This is a genomic window from Mycobacterium sp. IDUB_28 (assembly GCF_055419285.1).
On the sequence record NZ_JBVAXK010000001.1, the window covers coordinates 432,988 to 455,106 of the forward strand.

Below are 22,119 nucleotides of genomic sequence, written 5' to 3' on the forward strand. Positions count from 1 at the left end.
GACTTATGCCTCGGCGGTCCAGGAATTCGCCAGCAGCTTGGCGACGGACTGGGCGTTTTCGCCAGTCAGACAGTCGAAATGGGTGCCGTCGATGTCGGTGATGGTCAACTCCCCCAGACAGTAGTCCGCCCAGAACGCGGTCATGTCCTCCTGCAGCGTCGGCAGGAAATGAATATCGCCGCGTTGGCGAAGGAAGTGGATGTCACCGAGGTACGGCTCGGTCGCGCCGTGCACCACCGCACGCAGGCTGTGCACGAAGATCGACCGCAACTCGCCGAGCGTTTCGACGTCCCAGGACTCGCCCAGCACACCGGATTCGGCCAACAATGCAAGGCGTGCCTCGCCGGCCTCGGCACTGCGCTCCAGGCAAGCCGCAAGCACAGGTTCGGCTACGCCGCGCAGCGCACCGGCCGGTATCACGTCGGCGTAGCGCGCCCGCGCGCGCGTGAACGCGCCGCGGACCGCGTCGTCGTCCACCTGCATGCCAAGAACTTCCGGTGACACACCGAGGATCTGGGCGAAGCAGTAGTCGAGAACGTCGTCGTCTTCGACGTCCATCGGGACGCGGTAGGAACTCACCACCGTAACGGTGCCGACCTCGATGCCGGCCTCCTCCAGGCATTTCGCGATCTCAGCCGAGAGCAGACCACCCATGCAGTAGCCGAGCAGGTGAACCTTGGCCGGCGCCAGGGCGACAAGCGCGGAGCAATAACGGGCTGCCAGGGTGGTGAACAGCTCGGCGGGCGCGATCTGAGCATACCCGTCACTCGGAATCCGTTGCAGCCCATAGAGTTCAGTAATGCCGGCGGCGCGCAGGTACGGGATCAACTCGTCGTAGGGAGCCACTCCCCCGCTGCCGTCGTGCACACATACTGCAATCTCGGCGGCCCGCGTGAAACCCGGTCCGGGGCCCAGGTACACCAGCGGTGAGCCGATCCCGGCAACTTCCGCCTCGGCCGGCACCGGTCGCGACCGGGGTGCGCGCACCACCTCGGCGGCTGCGGCCAGGGTGGGATGGGTAACCATCGCGCGAAGCAGATCGTCCCACGCCAGCCCGGCGGCTTCGGCGATCTCACGGCGGATGCGGCCGATTGCCTGTGCCATCAGCAGCGAATCGCCGCCGAGCGCGAAGAAGTCGGCGCCGGGTGACAGGGTGTCGATCGACTCCAGGCCCAGCACACCAACCCATATCTCCCCGATTCGGGCCTGCAGGTCGTCAAGGGGGCCGGACATTCCTGCCGTGCGGTTGTCGCCGGCACGAGCCGCGCAGCGCAGCGACTCGAGTTCGGCGGTCACTGCCGCGCGGTCGATCTTGCCGTTGGTCGTCAACGGCAGCGACGGTAGGCAGATGATGTGTTGCGGGACCATGTAACTCGGCAGGACGTCCCGGGCCTGCGCGGTCAGCTCCTCGGGCCGTAGCGCGTACGCGGTGGAAGCCGAATCACACCAGAACACGTGCTGGCCCAGTCGCCCCAGCGGATGCTCAGCCGGCGGGAAACTGCACACTTCGCCGAACGGTGACTGTTCGAGCGCGACATGCCATTGCGCGTAGGTGAGGAAAGCCGAGTTCGTCCCCGCCCGAACATCGGTGAAACCGTGCAGCCCCTCTTTGAACTCCATCGAGATCATCAACGGATGGTTGACGGCTGTCGCGTCGATGAAGACCAGGGACCCGCCGGGTGTCAGCAGCCGATTCAGCGCGGCGAGCGTGTCGTCGATGTTGATCGCGTTGTGCAGCACGTTGGCGCAGACGACGACGTCGAACGAGCAGGAGGAGAAGCCCTGCTCCGCAGGCGGCAGGTTGATATCGAAGAGGCGATAGTCGACGAAGCTGTAGTCGGCGAACTTCTGACGGGCCTGAACGAGAAAGAAATTCGATACATCGGTGAACGTGTAGCGCACCTGACTGGAGGCCAGCGCGGCGAGCAGGTCCGCGGTGGTGCCGCCGACACCCGCCCCGACTTCCAAGATCCGCAACGGCCGCGCCGCCGTCGCCCGGGTCACCCGCGCTGTCACACCGGCCACCACCAGTTGATTGACGTATCTACTGAGCAGGTTCTCGCGGTAAGCGGCCGTCGCGATGTCAACGGTCGCCTCCGGAAACAGCAGCGCGAGCGGATCGACGGTACCGGCCAGCAGGCCCGGTAGGTTCTGGATGCATTCGCCGACATAGGCCAGCAAGTCATCACCGTAGCCGACGGCCGCACCCAGCGTGCGTACCTGCTGCCACTGCGCTACGCACGCGGAAAGTTCATGGTGCGCAACCAGTTCCACCGCGTCCGAAGACGCCTTTACCAGCCTTTCGTCGGCGAGCACGTCCAGCCAGCGGCACAGCAGGCGCTGCAACCGGTCCGGCAGCGACAACCGGCGGGCCAGTTCGTCGACGGTGAGCTGTTCGCCCGGGAGCGCCGCGGTCGCCAGCGCCGCGCACATACTCCGCAGTGCGGCCGACTTCGCGGCGGTAGCGAACAGTAACAATCTCTCCACGTCGAGATCGGCGGTGCGGCGCTGATGTGCGGCGTCGATGGCGTCGGTGGTATCCGTTGTGCTGGTGCGGCGTTCGGAGAGTTCGGCGTCGCCGGCCGGCCCTGGGACTACCGCGGCCGCGATCACCCGGTCCTGCGATGCCCGGCCGAGGACGGTGGCCAGCGCGGTCCGCACCCCCGGCAGACCGCTCAACGCGGCCTCCACCTCCGCCAATTCGATTCGGTGCCCGCGGATCTTGACCTGGTTGTCTCGGCGGCCGAGCAATTCGATCACACCGTCGTCGGTGACCCGGCCGTAGTCACCGGTTCGGTACAGTCGCTCTCCGCTGACCGGATGAGTGAGGAAAGCAGCCGCCGTGCGGTCGGGATCACCGAGGTATCCCTGGGCGAGTCCCACTCCGCCGATATGTATCTCGCCCACCTGCCACGGAGCCGCGGGCTCACCACGGTGGGTCAGCACCTGAACGCACTGGTTGCGCATCGCGGTGCCATACGGGATGCTGCGCGCATACTGACGCGCCGCCATGGGTTGGCAGATGGACCAGATCGCGGCTTCGGTCGCACCGCCGAGGCTGAGCATCGCGGCTGCCGGCGCCAACGCGGCGATCTGTTCGGGCTGCGAGACCGGGATCCAGTCACCTGACAGCATGACCTGCCGCAGTGTCGGCAGCGTCGCCCGGTCGGCGTACTCCAGCAACAGTTGCATCTGCGCCGGAACGGAATTCCACACGGTGACACGATGTTTCGAGATAGTGCGGAACCATGCGGGTGGATCATTGCGCCCGTCCCCGTCGGCGAACACGATGGCGCCGCCCGCAGCGAGCATACCGAAGATGTTGTACACCGACAGATCGAAAGTGTGTTGCGATACCGCGAGCACCGAATCTGTCGCGCGGATGCCCAGTCGCTCGTTGACATCCTCGACGGTGTTCAGTGCGGCGCGGTGACTCATCATGACTCCCTTGGGGATTCCGGTGGATCCCGAGGTGAAGATCACGTACGCCGTGTCGTCGGGCCGCGCCGGCGCAACCGCCGGTGTCGCCGCCCCGTCGGGCAGCCAGGTCGCCGCGTCGGCGAGCAGCTGATCAACCCGCCCACGCTGTTCGAACACGGCAGCCGGCGAACACTGCGAAACGATCTGAGCTATCCGATGATCCGGCCACTGCACGTCCAGTGGCACATACGCAGCGCCGGCCAGCACGGTACCTAAAATCGCTGCGACCTGGCTCCGGCCGTGCGGCAGGCGGATTCCGACGTAGTCACCGACACCGACGCCACTGGCCGACAACTCCGTGGCCACCGCACGCGCAGCGGCGAACAACTCAGCGTAGGTGGTGGACAAGTCGCCCTGCCGGATCGCGACCGCTGCTGGAGTCTGCGCGACGTTGATCAGAAACCCCGAGTGCAGCAACGCCTCCGGTATCTTCCGCACCGCGGCGGGTTCCGGCGCGATCGCCGGCAACAACGGGCGCTCCCAGGCCGGCGGGTCGGTGCTCAATGTCTGCAGGGCGGCGCGGAAATCGCTGAACGCACGGTCGAGCGCGTCGGCGCTGATCACCCCGTCCCGGGTGTCCCAGTTGATTTCACACGCCCCGCCGATCTCGAAGACCTGGCAATCCAGCAGTACCTGCGGGGTCTGGCTCAGACCGCGACCCGGTATCGGGCGTAGCAAAGCGGAGTCGGCGGCGGTGTGCTGCGTGGCGTAACCCAGCGTCGACGTGAGCACGACCGGTGAGTGCTCGCCGCGGTTCTCGTCGCTGCGCGCCAGCATCCGGGCTACGTCGACGCCGCTGAGGGTGGCGTGGTCCATGTCCTCGAACAGACGCGCGCCCATCACCCGCAGCAGTTCGCCAAAAGGGGGCTGCCCCCGCAGGTCTGCTTCCAGCAGGCTGGTGCCGGTGAAATCCCCGACCAGCCGGGCGACCTCGGGGGTGAACGGGAGGCGGGCCATCGTCGTCAGCGTCAACAGGAAGTGGTCGCGGTCGCCGTATCGGCCCAGGACGGTGGCGAACGCCGCCGCGATCGCCACACTGGGCGTGGCACCGCATTCGGTCGCGCGTCCGGTGAACGCCGCGAACTCGTTGGCGGACAACCGCATCGACCGTCGGGAAAAGGTCGGTGCGGTTTCGGCCGGCCCGGTCGGCAACAGGGGCAGCGAAATCGGCGGCGGCAGCTGTTCGAGGCGGCCCTGCCAATAGTCGAGATCGCGCTGTCTCCGACGCGATCCGGCCACCGAGTCGCGATAGCGGGCGAGGTTGAGCAGGTACTCACGGAAGCTGAATTCGGGTGCAGGCAGGCGATGTTCGGGATCGAGCAGACAGTGGCCGAAGTCGGTCATCAGGATGAAGATGCTGACGAAATCGGCGATCAGCAGGTCGACCGACACGTGCAGCACGGCATCGTCCGGACCGATCGTGACCACGATGTCATACATGGGCCCCGCGCCCAGCGCGTAACTGCGGTTGCGCAGTTCCTCGCCGATCCGGGCACGCTCACCCTCGATGTTGTCGGCGCTCTCGTGGACGGTGATGCCGTCCGCGATATCCGGGCAGATGACCTGATAGCCATCCGGCTGGACCACACAGCGCAACATGTCGTGCGCGTCGACGACTTTGCGCCACGCCGACCGGTACGTTTCGGCGCTCGGTTTCGCAACGGTGTAGTCGACGACGAACTCGGCGTACCCGTGGCAACCGACCCCGCCCCATCGGAACGCCGAGGTGCGGCCGACCGAGTACGCCGCCTGCACGTCGGTGAGCGGAAACGGTTCGAACCTGTCCTGCGGCGCTCGCAGCACCTCCGCCTCGCGGTTCAACACCGCGATGATGTCCGGTTTCGCCGCGGACAGTTGCGCTTTCAGATCTGCGCTCAGCACGCCTTGCGGCGCCCGGAAGCGGAGGTTCGCACCGTCGACCCATAGCTGCACACCGACACGGCGCGCTTGGTCGATCAGCTCGGCGGCACTCACAGCACTCCTTCTTCGATGTCCCAATCCTGGCCTGCCGGCTCGTGATCGACCGCCTTCAGTCGCGCGGCGAACTCCCCGATCACCGGATTCTCGAACAGCAGCCGCATACTGGCCCCGGGCGCTATCTCGCGGCTGATCTGCTCGACGACCCTGGTCGCGGTCACCGAGTCGCCGCCGAGTTGGAAGAAGTTCTGGCCCGGTTGCACGCGGGGCAGGTTCAGCGCCACCGCGCAGATCTGCAAGACCCGTTCGAGGAGTTCAGCTCCGCTGTCGTCTCCGTTCGGCGCGGGGGACGTGGCGACGGCGGACACCATGGCTTGGACCAGCGCGTCGAGGTTGGTCCGCGCGACATCCGCAGAGATGGCCTGCGTGACGAAATCCCAGGACAGCGCCAGCGAGCCGGCGTTCTCCCACATCTGGAAGTCCAGCACCGTCTGCGGCGTCTGGGAGAGCCCGTACACCAACGACCCCAACTCGAAGGATGATCCGCGCGACGTATCGATCAGCCCGAGCCCGCTGGTGAACACCACTGGAAAGACGGCGTTCGCGGGTTGACCGTGGTGACGCAGCAGTTCCCGCTGTAGCCACACCGCGTCCGCGGTGCGGTGCGGCAGGTCGGTGAGCAGCTGCCGCTGCAGCCGGCGCGCCTGCTCCCAGATCGGCAGGTCGGCGTCGACTCGACATTCCAGTAGCAGCAGCGACGTGAAATCCCCGATCACGTCCTGGATTCCGGCCACCCCGGGATCGCGGTCGAACAACGTGACATTGATGCAGAACTGCGTCGTTCCGGCCCAGCCGGCCAGCACCCGCGCGTAGTTGGCCAGCAGGAAGGATGCCGCGGTGACCCTTTCGGTCCGGCACGCCTGGCTAATCTTCGTCCAGACATCCCGCGCGACAACGGCTTCGACGCGATCGAAGACTGGTTTTCCGATGTCGAGGATCACCTGTGTCGGGGCCAGCCGCGGAGCGGGCGGCAACGATGGCAGGCGCGCGCGCCAATAGTCACGGCCCGCGGCCAGGTGCGGCAATACCGATTCGTCTGCACCCGGCCACAACTCGGGGTGGTCGCGCACGTATTGGGCGAATGTGGTTTGCAGCGTGGGCAATTGGGCGGGATCGCCACCGCGGTACAGATAATCCAGCTGCGCCAGCGCGATCATCATGCTGGTCCCGTCGAGCATGACGTTGTCCATGCTGATGCCGATGACGGCGTCACCAACGCCTGCCTGGACGCCGAAGTCGATTCCGGGACGGGTGGTGAGGTCGATCACCTGGTCCCGCATCCGTCCCCGCACATCGGGGTGATCACACACCACCGGTTCGATCGGCACCGGGTGAACGGTGGCGCACAACCGCGACCCGGCACCGTCCGTCTTGGTTGTCACGGTGGTGCGCAGTCCTGGATGGTGCTCGACGAGCCGGCGGGCAGCGGCTTCGAACCTGGACCGGTCGAAGTCGCGCACCTCGAACTCGAAATAGCAGTGTGCGGCGACCCCGCTCAGCATGAATCCACCTTCGCGGCCGGCCAGGTACGCGTGCTGGACGACGGTCAGCGGCACTTCGCTCTCGCTGTGCAGCGGCGGTGGCGCCGGAGTAGGCGGCGGTGTCCCGGGCGCGCCGGCGTGCGCGGCAAGTTCACCCAACAGCGGGTAGTTGAACAAGTCGACCAGGGCCAGCCGTCCGAAACCGGCGGTCCGTAGATCGGCGTAGACCCGGGTCGCCACCAGGCTGTCGCCGCCGAGCAGGAAGAAGTCGTCGGAGGCGCTCGGCAGGATGTGATCCGCGAGATTCAGGTGCCGTCGCCATATTTCGGCGATTGTGGCCTGGACCGATTGGTCGGCGACGGAGGTTTGCGCAGGGACCGCCGCGGGTGTCGCGGCGCTCGAGCGCAGCGCTGCTCGCCGCGGCGAAATCCGCTGCCGCGGTTGCGCCACGATCGTCAGGCCCGCACCGTCCTGCGTCATCTGTCCCGGCTGCCAGCCGTGTTGCGCGATGAACCGCCACCACTGGTCCGGCGTTCGCAACGCTCCGGGCAACAGGACACCGGGATTGAGAACAGCCGCGCTGGCCAACGTCGCCGCAGTGATCTCACAGATTTCGGCCGCCCACAGCCAGCCGGTATCGGTCACCGTCAGCGCGTCGAGCACGGCCCCCGCGTCCGGCAGCTGGTGCAGCGATCCGCAACAGATCACGACATCCGCTGCCACAGCAGGGATTTGGTGCGGCGAGACGATATGCCGCACGGCGGAGGGCAGCTTCCTGCCGGCCGCGATGTCGGCCAGGACGGGATTGGGCTCGAAGCACAGATAGTCCGCCACGACCGCACCGATCATGTCGGTAAGCCGTTGGGTGACCAATCCGGTCCGCGAACCGACTTCCAGGATCCGCAGCCGACGACCGACAGCGCGGGCATGTCCGAAGATGCGTTCGGTGAGATCGTCGAGCGCCCACTGCAGCCGCCCTTCGGCCAGCAGCATCGCCTCGGGGGCAAGTCGTGGGTCTCCGATCAAGGTCTGCGCCGACGCCGCTCCGGTGACGATATCGGCCAATCGCCCAGCGGCACGGGCGGTGTCGTGGCCGGTCGACAGCGGAAGTTGCTGCCACCGCCGCACTACTTCGGCATATTCCGGTCTGACGTGCCCGGGTGCGCAGAGACCGCCCGCGGCGGCGATGACCGCTGCGGCCCAATCGGATTCGTCTAACAGCGGCTGCTGCGCCCGGGCCACATCAGGCTCACCCGCCGGCGCTTCGGCATGGTTGTGCACTGCGTGGCGAAAACACGAAAAGACCGCTGCCAGATGATCTTCGGCAATCAGGTTGGTGGCTGTGTCCCAGCTGATCCGGGCTCCGCCGCGGTCGTCCTCGATCTGGCAGTCCAACCAGACCCCGGGGGTCTGCGTCATCGTGCGGATACTGGACAACTGCGCCGGGCTCTGCGGCACGAGGCCGAGCGTGCTGGTGAACACCACCGGATAGCCGGCAGAACCGCGCGCGCGCAGGGCGGCGAGGTGCCCAGTTGCATCAGTGCCGCTGCCGACCGCACGCCACAGTTGCTGCTGCGCGGCGGCCACTGCCTCCGGCGAGCCCGGTCCCGCGGCACCGTAGTCGGCCTCGCACAGCGCTAACCGGGTGAAGTTCCCCAGCACCTCGCGGTCAGCGGGTGCGTACCCGGGTCGGTGTGACATTGGTACGACGACGGCGAAGCGGTCACCGGCACCGCCCGCATGCAACGCCGCCGTGAAGGCCTCGAAGATCAGCGCGGTCGGTGTGACCCGCAGTTGAGCTGCCCGATCCCGCAGGCCGGTGAACTCGCCCGCACTCAGGGTGAAGCTGCAGCGCTGGAAGCCGACCCGGGTGGCCGAGTCGGGTCGCTGGTCACGCAGCGGCAGCGTCGGCGGCGGGCACGCAACATCGAAATCGCTTTCGCCGCTTGCTTTTTCGCTGGCGAAGCGGACGAACACGTCGGCGCTGGGGTCTACCCGCCGCGGCCGGGGTGTCTGCTGGTAATCGGCGATGATCGTGGCGATCACGGTGGCCAGGCTGCGGGCGTCCAGACTGAGATAGTTGATCAACAGACCCACATAACGCGCCGAGCCCGACGGCGTGAAACAGGTGATCACCGGAACCTCGCGTGGATCGAAGTCCCCGTCGGTCATGCGCAGCAGCAGGGTATCCGGATCACCGGCGTCCACGAGCTCGACTCTCACGTCCGGGGTGTGGCGGTGCACGCGCTGGCCGGTGTCGGACTCCAATCCGCAGCGCAGGACCGCGAATTCCTCGACACACGAGGTCACTACCGCGACGAACCGGTTCAGGTCGATCCGGCCGTCGGTGGCATCGACACCCAGAACGATCGCGAAGTGCGTTGGCGCACGGGTGCTGCCGTTCAGGCCGGCACTGCCGAGCACATAGGCCTGCTGCAGTCGGGTCAGCGGAAACTCGGTATCACTCATTGCCGGCCCGGCGACATGTTCAGCCGGGTGCCGCGTCATCGCACCGATGACACACCCGGCGGCGAACTCGCCGAGCGTGGGGCGGCGCAACAGTTGTCCGACCTCCGCCCCGAGCACTCCGCGGCGCTTCAGATCCGCGGCCACCTGCGTCGCGCGCAGGCTGTCGCCGCCGTGAGCGAAGAAGTTGTCGTCTCGACGTGCGACAGGTTGTCCCAGCACCACTGACCAGGTGTCGGCGATCAGCTGCTCCACCGTGCTCAACTCGGCGCCCGGATGCTCGGTCGCCGCCGTCCGTATCGCGGATTCCACCTCTCGGACGGCACGGCGCCGGTCGACCTTGCCGTTACCGGTGAGCGGCAGTTCCGCGGCGCGGACGAAATGTCTGGGCACCATGTAGTGGGGTAGGCGAGTTGCGAGATATGCGCGCAGTTCGGCCGAGATCGCATCGGTCAATCCGGCGCTCCCGCTGCACACTACGACCGCCCCCAGAGCGGCGTTGCCGTGGATCGGCACCACCGCCGCGCTGTCGATCAGGGCATGCCCACGCAGGGCGTGCTCGACCTCACCGCACTCCACGCGGTGACCACCGATCTTGACCTGAGAATCGATCCGGCCCAGAAACTGCAAAGTGCCGTCGCGCCAGTAACAACCGAGGTCGCCGGTGCGATACCAGCGGTCGCCGATCTCATCCACGACGAAGCGCTCAGCGGTCATATCCGGCGCGTTCAGGTAGCCCTGGGCGACACCTGCGCCACCGATCCACATCTCTCCCGCGACGTAATCGGGACAGTCCCTACCCCGGTTGTCGACAACGCGAAACCTCTGATTGGACAACGGGTATCCGTAGGGCACCGATACCCATGCGGGATCGACTCCACCTGTCGCCGGCAAGACGAACTCGTTCGACCAGATCGCGGCCTCGGTGGCGCCACCCATCGCGACCAGCCGCGCATTCGGCGCGGCACGGTGCAGGCGGCTGGGCATGGTCAACGGAATCCAGTCACCGGACAGGAACACCGACTGCAAACTCGGCAGCGTCTCCTCATTGTCGCCCGCCGCAATCAGCAGCATGTCCAGCAGAGGTGGCACCGAATCCCATACCGTGACCTTGAATTCGGTGATCAGCGCGCGCCAGCGGAACGCATCGCGGCGAGATCGCTCGGAAATAATCACCAGGCTCGCACCACAGCTGAGCGGGCCGAAAATGTCGTAGACACTGAGGTCGAAGTCCAGGGCCGAAATCGCCAGCAGTGCATCGGCACAGCCAATCCCGTTGCGCTGGTTGACATCATGCACCGTGTTGAGCGCCGCTGCGTGCGAAATCAGCACGCCCTTGGGCTGGCCGGTGGATCCGGAGGTGTAGATGACGTAGGCGGTGTCGTCCGGGTCCACCCGGATCGGATCCCTCGGCACACCCTGGAGTAGCGATTCGAGGTCATGAAGCACCGGGGCTGCGGTCAGACTGTGCAGCAACTCAGGTGAACCGATCAACCCGGCCATTCCCGACAAGCTGCAGATGCGCTCGAACCGTTCGCCCGGCTGGTCCACCCCGATCGGGAGGTAGCTGCAACCGGCCATCATCACCCCGAGCACCGCGACGACCTGGGCGGGGGACTTGGCCAGTCGAATGCCGATCACCGAGCCCGGCGCATGTCGTTCAGCGAGCACTCCCGCCACCCGGCGCGCGAGCTCGTCGAGGTGGCCGTAGGACAGGTGCGGGTATGTCGCGGCGATCGGGTCACCGTCACCCTGGCAGTTGAATTCGTCCGCTGCCCAACGTAAAGCGACCCGGCCGGGATCGGCCTGCACCTGTCGCCGAAACGCGTCGTAGAGTAACCCGTCGGCGCGCGGAGCTGCAGTGGCGTTGCGTTGCCGGCGAATCAGTCGCGAACGTTGCGGAAGTTCGATGCGGGCCGCGGTGGACCACTCGCGGTTGCCGAGATGTTCCAGGAGCCCGACGTAGGCGCCGAACATGTCTGTGACGACGCCGGGAGGAAAGCAGCTGGCCCGGTAATCCCACGACACGATCAGACCGCCCGAGGCATCGGGTACGGTACCAATCTGATTGTCGATGAGCACCTGTGGGGTCATCGAGGATACTTCGCCCAACGCTCCGAGGGTGTCGATGTCGCGTTGCCGCTGGGCGGTCGTCGCAGCGGCGTAGGTGAACACCACCGGTGCGATCCCGCTGTGTCCGGTGCCGGCCTGCAGCTGTGCCGCAAGCAGATCGGTGGATTCCGGAGCGGTCAACGCGGCGCGCAGTCCTTGCTGGACGCGGCGCACCAGGTCGGCAAATCCGTCCTCGGTGTCCATGCCCGCCCGGTAGAGATGAGTCGCGGTGAAATCTCCGATCACTTCCGCGGCATCCGGCGGACGACCGAAAGTCGTCACGTTGACTAAGAACTCGTCGCTGTTGCTCCAGCGGTGCAACACCGCGGTGTAGGCGGCGAGGAACACCGCCGCGCGGGTGACTCCGTGGGCGCGGCACATCTCGTCGAGAGCGGCCAACAGGTGAGCACTCAACGTGTGTTGTTCGCGAGCGAACGCGATAGCACGTTCCTCCGCCAAGGGCAACGGCGGGCATTCCGGCAGCCGTTCGACGTTGTCGGTCGACGACGGCGCAGTGGGCACCCGGACCAGATCGCTACAACCCGCACCCACGGCGGGGAGTCGGTCGCCGCGGTATAGCGCGGCGAGATCATGCAGCAGAAGATCGATGCTGCTCAGGTCGGCGATGATGAGGTCGATCGCGAAGTGCAGGATGCAGCGGTCGGGCAGACGGGTCAGTTCCACCCGCCAGGTATCGCCGCTTTCGATACCGAATCGGTGGCGGCGCAGTCTGTTCCGGACCTCATCGAGGTGCGGCCGATGCGCAGTGCCGGCGACCTCGGTCAGATCGTGGACCCGAAGCGGAGCGTGAACAGCTTCAGATCCGATATGACATCGACCGGCGTCCGGAAAACTGCTGCGCAGCATCGGGTGCCGGCGCACCAGCTCGCCGAGGGCAGCATCGAGCCGATCCGGGTCGATGGTGGCGCCGCTGAGTTCGAAATAGGTTTGGCAGCCCACCCCGCCCAGGGGCTGCGCCGGATCGCGACCTATCCAGTACGCGCGTTGTAGCGCGGTCGTTGGTACATCGGATCCCGCCGTGCCGGAGTCCCGCGCCGGAATCGTTGGCGCAGAGTCGAAGAGACGCTGCCACGTGCGCAGTGTCGGGTCGGCGTACAGATCGGCGAAGTTCACCTGGCGCGACATCGTCGCAAACCATTGGACAACCTGCGCGGTCATCATCGAGGTCAAACCCAGTGTGGTCAGATCGGAGTCGAGTTCGAGGTCGTGAACGTCGACGCCGAGCAACCCCGCGACGAATCGGGCCGGCTCGGTCGTCGGCCGCTCGTGTCTCGCCCCGCCAGCCGATATCGAAACCTCGTGCACGACATCGAATTTCGCCGAGTCGAGCATGTCGAGTGTCTTACGCCGCCGGATCTTGCCGGAGGTGGTCCTGGGTAGCACGCGGGGGCGGACCCAGACAATGCGCTCTGGAGCGGTCTGGTGCACCGCGAGAATCCTGCGGCGCAGCACCCGACTCAGGTCATCGAGGTCCTCGGCTGGGGCCGCGGTTTCCGCGACCAGCCACCACGCGTGGGAATCCTGTGGTTGCACCGCGCACGCGCCGCCGCTGTCGACCCCGCAGGGTGCCTCTTCGACGGTCAACTCGATGTCGTTGGGGAAATAGTTGCCACCGCCGACAATGATCAGATCGCGGAAACGTCCGCAGATGTAGAGTTCGCCGTCGCTGCGGAAGCCGGCATCGCCGGTACGCAGATAGGGCCCCATGCCGTCGGCGGTGGTGGCGCCGAAGGTTTCGGCGGTCAGCTCGGGTTGTCGCCAGTAGCCGTTCGGCAGGCCCGCTCCGCCGACCCAGATTTCGCCGACATCGCCGTCGGACAGGACAACGCGCGACCCCGGATCGACGATGCGCACATCCCAACCGAAAGTGCTGTCACCGCAACTGATCAGGGTGCGCACCCGGTGGCCGGCCGGGACCGGTCCGACGATCTCGGCCGCGCGGCCGCGGTTGAGTTGCTCGGCATCGAAGGTGGCCTGTACCCACGGGCGCGGCCGGGCCGTGCCGGAGACTGCCAGACCTGCCTCGGCGAGCCCGTACTGCGGAGCCATGACGTCCGCCCTGAGACCTGCCGGCGCGAACTTCGCCGTGAACTCGCGCAGCGTGGCGGCGCGGACCGGTTCGGCACCATTGATCGCCAAGTGCAGGCAGGACAGGTCGAGCGACGCGAGGGCAGCCTCGTCGAACGCGTCGAGGCAGAGGCGGTAGGCGAAATCTGGCCCCGCGGTCCAGTTGCCTCGCACTGCGTGGATGGTTTCCAGCCAGATGCGTGGGCTCTTCACGAAGTCGAACGGTGGGATGAGTGTCGCGGTCCCGCCGGTGGTCAGCGCCAGCATCACACCCCAGAAGATCCCCAGGTCGTGATACAGCGGCAGCCAGCTGACGGTGTGGATGTCCTCGGGACGATTCCACAGCGCAGCGCCGATGCCGAGCTGGCAGAGCATCGTTTCGTGAGTGTTGACAATCCCTTTCGGTTGTCCGGTGGAGCCCGAGGTGTATTGCAGGAACGCCACGTGTTCGGGCGTGATCGCCGCCGTGGCCGGCAGTTGCCGCGACCCGGCGGCAACGGAGTCCGGGGTGAGCAGGGCGAGCCCGTCCAGCAACGGATCACGGCCCAGGGCTTCCACGAGATCGGAACTGGTGTAGACGGCAGCCGGCGCACAGTCCCGCAGCACATAATCCGCGCGTCGGAGAAACCGTTCGGGCGCGTCGGCCGAGGGCAGATACAACGGGACCGGGATCAGGCCGGCCTCCATCGCGGCGACGAATCCGGCTACGTAGTCGGCGTCGCCGATGCGGGCCATCACCACGCGGGAACCCGACGGGAAGCCACTGAACGCGCCATCGCGGATGTGGCAGACCCGGTCCCAGAACTGCCGGTAGGTCCAGACGTCTGTTCCGGCAGACCCGACCATGCGGAGCGCGACAGACTCCGGGCGTCGGCGCACCCACTCGGCAACGACCTGGTGGATACCTCGCTGAGCCGTTGGCGCCGTGGCGAAGTCGGTCTCGGACCGACCGCAATGGTGATCCGAATTCCGCTGCCCGGTCGCCGTGGACATGCATCTGCTCCTTGACTTGATCGGCGCCGGGCGGCCCCGGTCAGGTGGCCGACTGGGGCTCCCACCGGGGACCGCCTGCATTCCAGGGTTGACGGCGACGCATTCAGGGTCCAACCTATAACATGAAAATCATTTTCAACAACGGCTCTCTGCAAACGGCCCTGAAGACGAAGCTGGCACGCTGAGGCACGAATCGGCGCTGTCCCGCGGTAATGACCCTGCACGCATCCGTACCACCAGTAAATCGGTATCAATTCAGCGCTGACCACTGCCTTGTTCGCAGCAGCCACACCCGAGGAGATCTAGATGTCGTTTGTTGCAGCCACGACGGAGCTGGTTCGGGGCGCGGCCCAGGATCTGTCCGGTATCGGCACGGCGTTGACCGAGGCCGCGGCGAGCGTTTCCGGACCGACAACCGGCATCGCGGCCGCAGCTGAGGATGAGATCTCGATCGCGATCTCGTCGTTGTTCGGCAGTTTCGGCCGCCAGTTTCAAATGGTCAGCACGCAGGCGCAGGCGTTTCACACCGAGTTCGTCAACCTGTTGAACAGCAGCGCAGGTGCCTACTCACGCGCCGAGATCGCCAACGCCGCCGCCGCAAGCGGTCTCGATCCGGTCACCCGTGTCCAGCAGGTACTCGCCGGCACCACCCAGAATGCCCAGCGGGTGTTCGGCGCCTGGGATGCCGGAGTGACCACACTCGTCAGTGGCGTGTCCACCGGGTTCAACCAACTTCTCACCAATCCCACCGGGTTCTTCGGCAAGCTGCCGGCCGTAGTTCAGTCGGTGCACTTGGTTGGCGCGCCGCATGAGCTCTCCGCCGCGGTAGTTCAGCACACCCTGGGCGGCATTACGCAGTCGAGCGGCAGCGAAACCGTCGACGTCTCCAACGTTCACGTCCAGCTGTACCAGGGGCTCATGGAGGGTTTCCTCGAAAACGGCTCCGAGGGCGCATTATTCGCCGGTGCCTTGAACTTCGCCGCCTCGCCGTTGAGTGGGCTGCTCGTGGGTGCGGTGGGGCCGTTCATCAGCCCGGGGGTGGCACTGCTCAATAGCGTCAACGGCGTCTTCGCCGATATCACCGGTGGCAATGCGACGGGCGCATTCCACGGTCTGATCAACACCCCGGCCAACGTTGTCGACGGCTTCTTCAACGGCGCTGTGCTGAATCTGGACCCGCTGGCGCCCGTGGTCAATCAGCTTTTCGCAGGCCCGGGCGCCGAGGAGCAGGTCGTCGGTATGAGCTTCGGCTTCGGCGGCCTGTTCAGCCCAGGACAGGTGGTCTACGGTGCCGCCGGTCCGAGGTACGACGGTGTCGGCGGTTCGCTGCTCAACAGCCTGGGCCTGCAGCTTGCCGTCGAATCGGACGACTTCGTCGGAACTCTGCCGGTTCCCGCCCTGCCGGTGGGTCCGATTGCCGCCGCCGCGAATCTTTTCAGCATCGTCGGGCAGGCACTCGGCCCCGGTCTGCCGCTCCCGCCGGCGGTCGAGATGTGAGCCGACGCTGACTGCTCCAACGCATGCGCCCGGCCCTCGGATGCAGCAGTGCCAGTGGTTGACTACTAGAACCGAGAGTGACGAGAGGCGGATCGATGAGCAGAACTGCGCCCGAGCTGGGCGATGTACAGGAGACTTTGCTGATTCCGCTCTACGCGCGGGCGTGCGACGCCGCGTCGAGTCGCCCGGTGCTCGGCGATCGCCGGGCACGCGAACTCGTCGACGCCATCGACTACGACTTCAGCGGTTTCCGCGGCCCCTCGCTGTCCGGATCGGTATACCGTTCCTCGATTTTCGACGGCTGGGCAGCGCGCTTTCTGCGCGAGAATCCCGCTGGCACCGTAGTCGAACTCGGCACCGGGTTGAACACCAGATTCGATCGACTCGACAACGGGACACTGCACTGGATCGACCTCGACCTTCCTGACAGCATCGCGCTGCGCCGCCAATTCTTCAGTGACAGAGAGCGTTACCGGATGCTGGCCGGCTCGGTTTTGGACAACGACTGGTTCGACGTCATCGCCGACTCCCCCGCCCCGTACCTGTTCCTCAGCGAAGCCGTCCTGATCTATCTCAATGGCGATCAGGTGCGAAGTGCGTTAACCAATCTCGCACAACGCTTTCCGGGTTCACTGATCGCCTTCGACACGGCGGGTGAAAAGATGGTCTCCGGCCAGGACCGCAACCGATCGCTGGCCCAGGTGCGCGCCCGTCTGCAATGGGTATGCGACGACCCGCACGAACTCCAGGACTGCGGTCTCGATCTGCTCGACAGCCGAACACTGGCGACACCGCAACCAGAAATCGCCAAAAGCTGGCCGTGGCAACGCCGTTACGGCATGCCGGTGCTGGCCAGATTCGCACCTGGGATGGTGAACACGTACAAGTTCAATCTGTTCAGAGCTGCGCCGGCACACTGATACCACATCCTCGGCCGGGTTGCCGGCCGGCTGGCATCCGCATTGCCCGGGCGGAAGCGTGCTAGCACTATTGCTGACGATGGCGGGGTTCGCGCTTGTCGAATCTCTCAATGTCCTCAATCTAGCCGTCACCTCGGCGATCGTGTATGACAGTAGGCTGCAACGTCGTTCACCGTTGCCCGGCGGACTGAGCTTCCTAGGCGGGTTGTTCTCCGCGACCGCTGCCGTCGGTATCACCGTCGTGGTCGGTCTGGCTATCTTCACCGAACCGACCACCATCCGACTGACGCCGTGGATGCGATACACGGGCGAGCTGACCCTGGGGATGCTACTCATTTTTGTGGCGTGCTATCCATCCAGAGTGCGTTCCGCCGCGCCGCGCTGGACGTTCCCGGTTATGCGACGAAATCCGTTGCTGCTTGCCGTCTTCGGTGTCGTGCTGGGCTTTGGCCAATCCGCGACCGACGTCATGTATCTGGGCGCCCTCGCGATGCTCAGTACTTATCGGCTTCCGATTTCGGTCTGGCCGGTAGTCGTGATCGCCTATTGCGCGATCGAGTTATGGCCTTCGCTACTGGTGCTTTTCCTCGGGAGCAGGCGAACAGCGCGGGCACGGCGTATTCAACGTCGGATCCTACGAACCGTCACCCGCTTCGGCCCGCTCGTCATACGCGCGTTGTGCCTGAGCGCCGGTTGTGTGCTTGTCGCACATTCGCTCCTGCATTGCGCCGGCATGCGGTGAATCCGTCGATTCTTGATTCGCCGTGCCGAACACACCGGTGGACTGCCGATTTTCCCGACCGACGGGCTGACACTGGCTTATTATTTGACAACCCGGGCCGTTACCCCAAATGAAAACCACTTTCATTAAGCGTCGTCAGCGGGTAGCTTGGCAAGGACGATAAACGTGTTTCGCGTCTGACTCTGCCCCGTTATGCGACCGAGGAGCCCGCGGTGTCTGTCCCCCACTTCTGTGGTGACGGCAGCTGTCGCTGGTGCGTCCCGACGGACCGCGTTGTCCGCACGCTTCACCGCAACCGCGCAACAACGGCACGGCCGGCGAGCACGAGGTGACCGCGCCGATCTGGATGGCCCTGCCGCCGGAGGTGCATTCAGCACTCTTGAGCAGCGGACCGGGCTCTGGGCCGTTGCTGGCTGCCGCAGCGGCCTGGAATGCGTTGAGCGCCGAATACGCCGATGTGGCTGCGGAACTCGCCGCAGTTGTCGGCGCGGTGCAGGCCGGAACATGGCAGGGCCCCAGTGCGGAGTCCTATGCCGCCGCCAATGCCCCGTATGTAGCTTGGCTGGCCCAACAGGCCGCCGACTCGGCAGCCACGGCGCTGCAGCACGAGACCGAAGCCGCCGCCTACACCGTCGCTGTGACGACCATGCCTACACTGGCCGAGTTAGCTGCCAACCATGCCACCCATGCAGTGCTGTTGGCAACGAACTTCTTCGGCATCAATACTGTCCCGATAGCTCTCAACGAGGCCGACTACGTGCGAATGTGGATTCAGGCCGCCACCACCATGAGCACATACCAGGACGTTTCCGCGGCCTCCCTGGCTGCGGTGCCGGTCACCGATGCGGCACCGCCGGTGCTGAAGTCTGACGCCGCGCCGGCTGCCGTCGACTTCTCCCCGGAGAGCATCTACACGGCCTACCAGCAATTCATCCAGGGCCTGGTGTTGCGCCTGTTCGGAATCCCGGGAAACGAGGTGCCCTATCAACTTCCGGCCCTGGAAGCCTTTCTGGCGGCTCCGTCCCTGGAGACTCTCAATGCATTCGTCTTTGCGATGGTTGTCGGATTGTCCATCGACGGGGTGACTTTCGGACTGCCCGCAGCGCTGCTGACGACTCCGGTGCTGGGATTCGCTGGTCTGAGCCTGGCGGGCCTGGGCGGATTGGGCGTATTGAATCGACTGCTGCAGCTGCCTCCGCTCGATTTCGATTTTCCGGAATCTGTTGCGGCGCTGCCGGGTTCGGCCCTCGGACCGCTGCCGGCGGTCGCGGCACCCGGGACGGTGCCGTCACCCGCGCCGGGCGGGATCACCGCTTCGTCGCCAGCATCTACCGCGCCGCCGGCCCCGGCGCCGAGCCCCGCAGCGGCACCGGGCGCACCCGGATTCGGTTATATGGTCTACAGCGGCGGACCTGACGAGGGGGCAGGCCCATCCTTGACCGAAGGCGGCACAGCGAAGGCGCCGGCCGCGGACATCGCCGCGGCGGCAGCAGCGCCGGCCCGGGGGTCCGCGCAGCAGCGCGCACGGCGCCGTCGACGTGTCGTGCTGAGGGATTACGGGGACGAGTACGCGGACATGAACGGTGCGGACGTTGGGCCTGACCCTGTCAGCGCTGCGACGGGTGCCTCCGAGCGGGGCGCCGCACCCTTGGGCTTCACCGGCGCGGTGTCCAGGGCAGAAGACGTCCGTCCCGGGGGGTTGGCTACCGTTGCCGGGGACTTCGGCAACGGTGCGCGCGCGCCGATGCTCCCGCAAACCTGGGGCAGTGAGCCCGGCGAGGAGCCGCGGACACCCGGCGGGCCCGCTGCTGCGCAGCCCACCGACGAGCGATACACATGACCATGCGCGGCTACACCGGCCGACGGCAACTGCCCGACACATCGACAAGGGGGGTGGCGTGTCGCCTTTCGCGGTGACGCCCGAGGCGTTGGGTTCGGCGACAACGACTTTGGCGCGAATCCGTTCGGAGCTGGATGCCGCGCGGCTGGCGGCTGCGGCGTCGACCACCGGCCAGATGGCTGCCGGCGCGGACGAAGTGTCATCAGCGATCTCGGCGCTGTTCGCCGAATTCGGCGCCGAGTTTCACGCCGTTGAAGCGCGAGTCGGCGCTTATCATCAGCAGCTTGTTCAAACGCTGAGGGCAGCAGCCGCAACCTACAGCGCCGCGGAGGCGTTCAATTCGTCAACGCTGGAGATGGTCCAGCGTGAGGTGGCCGCCGCGCTCGACGCGCCCCGCCTGGCGTTGTTCGGTCGCCCGATGATCGGCACGACCGCAACCGGCACGACAGCCACTCTCGCGGCGGCGGACTACGCCACGCTGATCATGGGCGGCACCGGAAACCCGACCCCGGGCTCCGGCTACCTCAACTACGTCTACGACACCTACATCGCTCCTCGGATTGCCCCGCTGACCGGCACGCCGACCGGCCTGACCACCCCCCAGCAGGGCTGGCCGCTGACCGGCCTCAATAGTCTGACGTTCGACACCTCGGTTGCTCGAGGCGTGGAGATCCTCAAGCAGGCGATCGCGGCTCAACCCGCTGGCACAAAGACTGCGGTGTTCGGCTTCTCACAGAGCGCCACCGTCGTCACCAACTATCTGAATGAAATCGCCACCGGTGCCATAGCGAACCCGCCCAACCCGGCCGACTTGAGATTCACCCTCATCGGCAATCCCAACAATCCCAACGGCGGCCTCTTCGAACGCTTCGTCGGGCTCTACATCCCCGGCTTCAACGAGACGCTCGGCGGTGCAACACCCGACTTGGCCTACCAGACCGACATCTACACCATTCAGTACGACGGCTTCGCGCACTTTCCCCGCTACCCCACCAATTTGCTGTCGGTAGCGAACGCCGTTGCCGGTTTGTACTACGACCACCTGGCGCCGACGCCCACTTATATGAGTCTCACGCCCGAGCAGATCGGGTCGGCGGTCGTCGCGCCGGTGTCTCCGGGATCCGGCAACACCACCTACTACATGATCCCGACGCAGGACCTGCCCTTGCTCAGGCCGTTGAACCTACCGCAACCTCTGCTCAACATGGTCCAGCCGCCGTTGCGGGTGCTCATCGACATGGGTTACGGCGATATCGGCGGGCCCAACACCGAATATGCAAACCTGCCCACACCGGCCAGTCTGTTCCCACTCATCAACCCGATCAACGTCGGCGGCTACCTGATCGAAGGAGTCGGCCAAGGAATACAGGCCAATCTGGTGCTGGCCGGGTTGCTCCCGGCATCGGCCATGCCGAACGCGTATCCCTTTGTGCCGTCGCTGGATCCCGGGTTGACGATCAATGTGGGCCAGCCCAGCATCACCGGGGTGTCCGCAGTGACCACCGTCGCTGGTTCGTTGTTACGCGCGCTTCCGATCCCGCCGTTCGGGGCAGGCTAGTCTGCACCCCCGGCGGGAGCGCCCGAGGACTGAATTGAGCGTTCGGGCAATGACTTTCCTCCGAGGTGTGACCTGTCCGTCTGCCAATCGGCACCTCACTTCGCGCTACCACACAGCTATCGAAAACGATTTTCGTTTTGACATTGCACGCGCTACAGTGCAAATACATCGCCGCACAAGAAGACTGGGACTGTTGCATAGATGACCAACTCTGTCGACGTCGATCCGTACGCGCGATCGGCGGAATTCTACGAAGTCATGGCGTTGCCCCACTGGGCGATGAAACGCGATGTCTTGGTGTCTGCGCTGCAGAGCGGCGGGCAGGTGACCGAGCCCGTGCTTGACATCGGAGCCGGAACCGGCTTGTCGACGATCACGATCGCCGACACCATTCCGCACGCAGCTATTCACGCAGTTGAACCATCCGCCGCCATGCGCGCCGCACTGGTGTCACGCGTGCTCGGCCGCAGCGATCTGATTGACCGCGTGACCGTCCATTCCGATTTCGTCGAGGACTTTCAGCTTCCCGAACGCGTGGGCGCCGCAGTGCTTTTCGGCGTGGTCGGATTCCTCGACAAGCAATCCCGCCATCGATTCTGGGACCAGCTGCGCTCGCGACTGACGCCGCAAGCGCCGGTTGTCGTAGAGGTGATGGCGCTCGACCAGCCCATGGCCATACCGGAAATGACGATAGCGCAGCAGCGAATCGGCAGCCGCGACAACGAGGTTCGCATATCCGGCCAGCCGGCCGGCGCCGATGCAGAACTCTGGACCATGCACTACGTGGTGCGCGAGGATCAGCAGGTGATTCGGGAATTCACCACGAACTACACCTGGCGCACCGTGGGTCTCGCAGAGCTTGCCCACGAGGCCGCAGAACACGACATGACTTTCCAAGAACTCCACCCGCTGATCGGCCTGATGCAGCCGCGGTGACCGAGAGTCACCTGAGCCCAGATCCGTTG

At 65.8% G+C, this 22,119-nt stretch carries 8 protein-coding genes; 6 read left to right on the top strand and 2 right to left on the bottom strand.

Annotated features, from left to right (window positions below; all coding sequences use genetic code 11):
* Window positions 1-3 precede the first annotated feature (3 nt).
* Together ACZYZ9_RS02070 and ACZYZ9_RS02075 are read right to left on the bottom strand one after the other, a co-directional pair.
* Complete coding sequence (locus ACZYZ9_RS02070) at window positions 4-5,454, bottom strand: amino acid adenylation domain-containing protein (protein ID WP_463824534.1); 5,451 nt, start codon at window positions 5,452-5,454, stop codon at window positions 4-6.
* On the bottom strand, window positions 5,451-14,597 hold the full coding sequence (locus tag ACZYZ9_RS02075) for an amino acid adenylation domain-containing protein (protein WP_463824535.1): 9,147 nt from the start codon (window positions 14,595-14,597) through the stop codon (window positions 5,451-5,453). Before ACZYZ9_RS02075 ends, ACZYZ9_RS02070 begins: the two co-directional genes overlap by 4 nt.
* Before the next feature lie 306 nt (window positions 14,598-14,903).
* Between ACZYZ9_RS02075 and gjpA the strand changes: the two genes are divergently transcribed.
* The 6 genes from gjpA (at window position 14,904) to ACZYZ9_RS02105 (ending at window position 22,090) form a co-directional block, all read left to right on the top strand.
* Window positions 14,904-16,094 carry an outer membrane porin GjpA gene (gene gjpA / locus ACZYZ9_RS02080; RefSeq protein ID WP_463824536.1) on the top strand — a complete coding sequence of 397 codons (1,191 nt, stop codon included), beginning with the start codon at window positions 14,904-14,906 and terminating at the stop codon, window positions 16,092-16,094.
* A gap of 95 nt (window positions 16,095-16,189) precedes the next feature.
* Window positions 16,190-17,014: a class I SAM-dependent methyltransferase gene (locus ACZYZ9_RS02085; protein WP_463824537.1), complete on the top strand. Its 825-nt coding sequence runs from the start codon at window positions 16,190-16,192 to the stop codon at window positions 17,012-17,014.
* Between the two features lie 79 nt (window positions 17,015-17,093).
* Window positions 17,094-17,756 carry a GAP family protein gene (locus tag ACZYZ9_RS02090; protein WP_463824538.1) on the top strand — a complete coding sequence of 221 codons (663 nt, stop codon included), beginning with the start codon at window positions 17,094-17,096 and terminating at the stop codon, window positions 17,754-17,756.
* Window positions 17,757-18,084: 328 nt separating this feature from the next.
* Entirely contained in the window at window positions 18,085-19,596 is a 1,512-nt protein-coding gene (locus ACZYZ9_RS02095) for a PPE domain-containing protein (protein ID WP_463824920.1), read from the top strand.
* 58 nt (window positions 19,597-19,654) lie between these two features.
* Window positions 19,655-21,154 (top strand): PE-PPE domain-containing protein, encoded by a 1,500-nt coding sequence (locus ACZYZ9_RS02100; protein WP_463824539.1) that lies wholly within the window; start codon window positions 19,655-19,657, stop codon window positions 21,152-21,154.
* 201 nt (window positions 21,155-21,355) lie between these two features.
* Window positions 21,356-22,090, top strand: a complete 735-nt coding sequence (locus ACZYZ9_RS02105) for a class I SAM-dependent methyltransferase (protein ID WP_463824540.1) — start codon at window positions 21,356-21,358, stop codon at window positions 22,088-22,090.
* The last annotated feature ends 29 nt before the right edge of the window (window positions 22,091-22,119 follow it).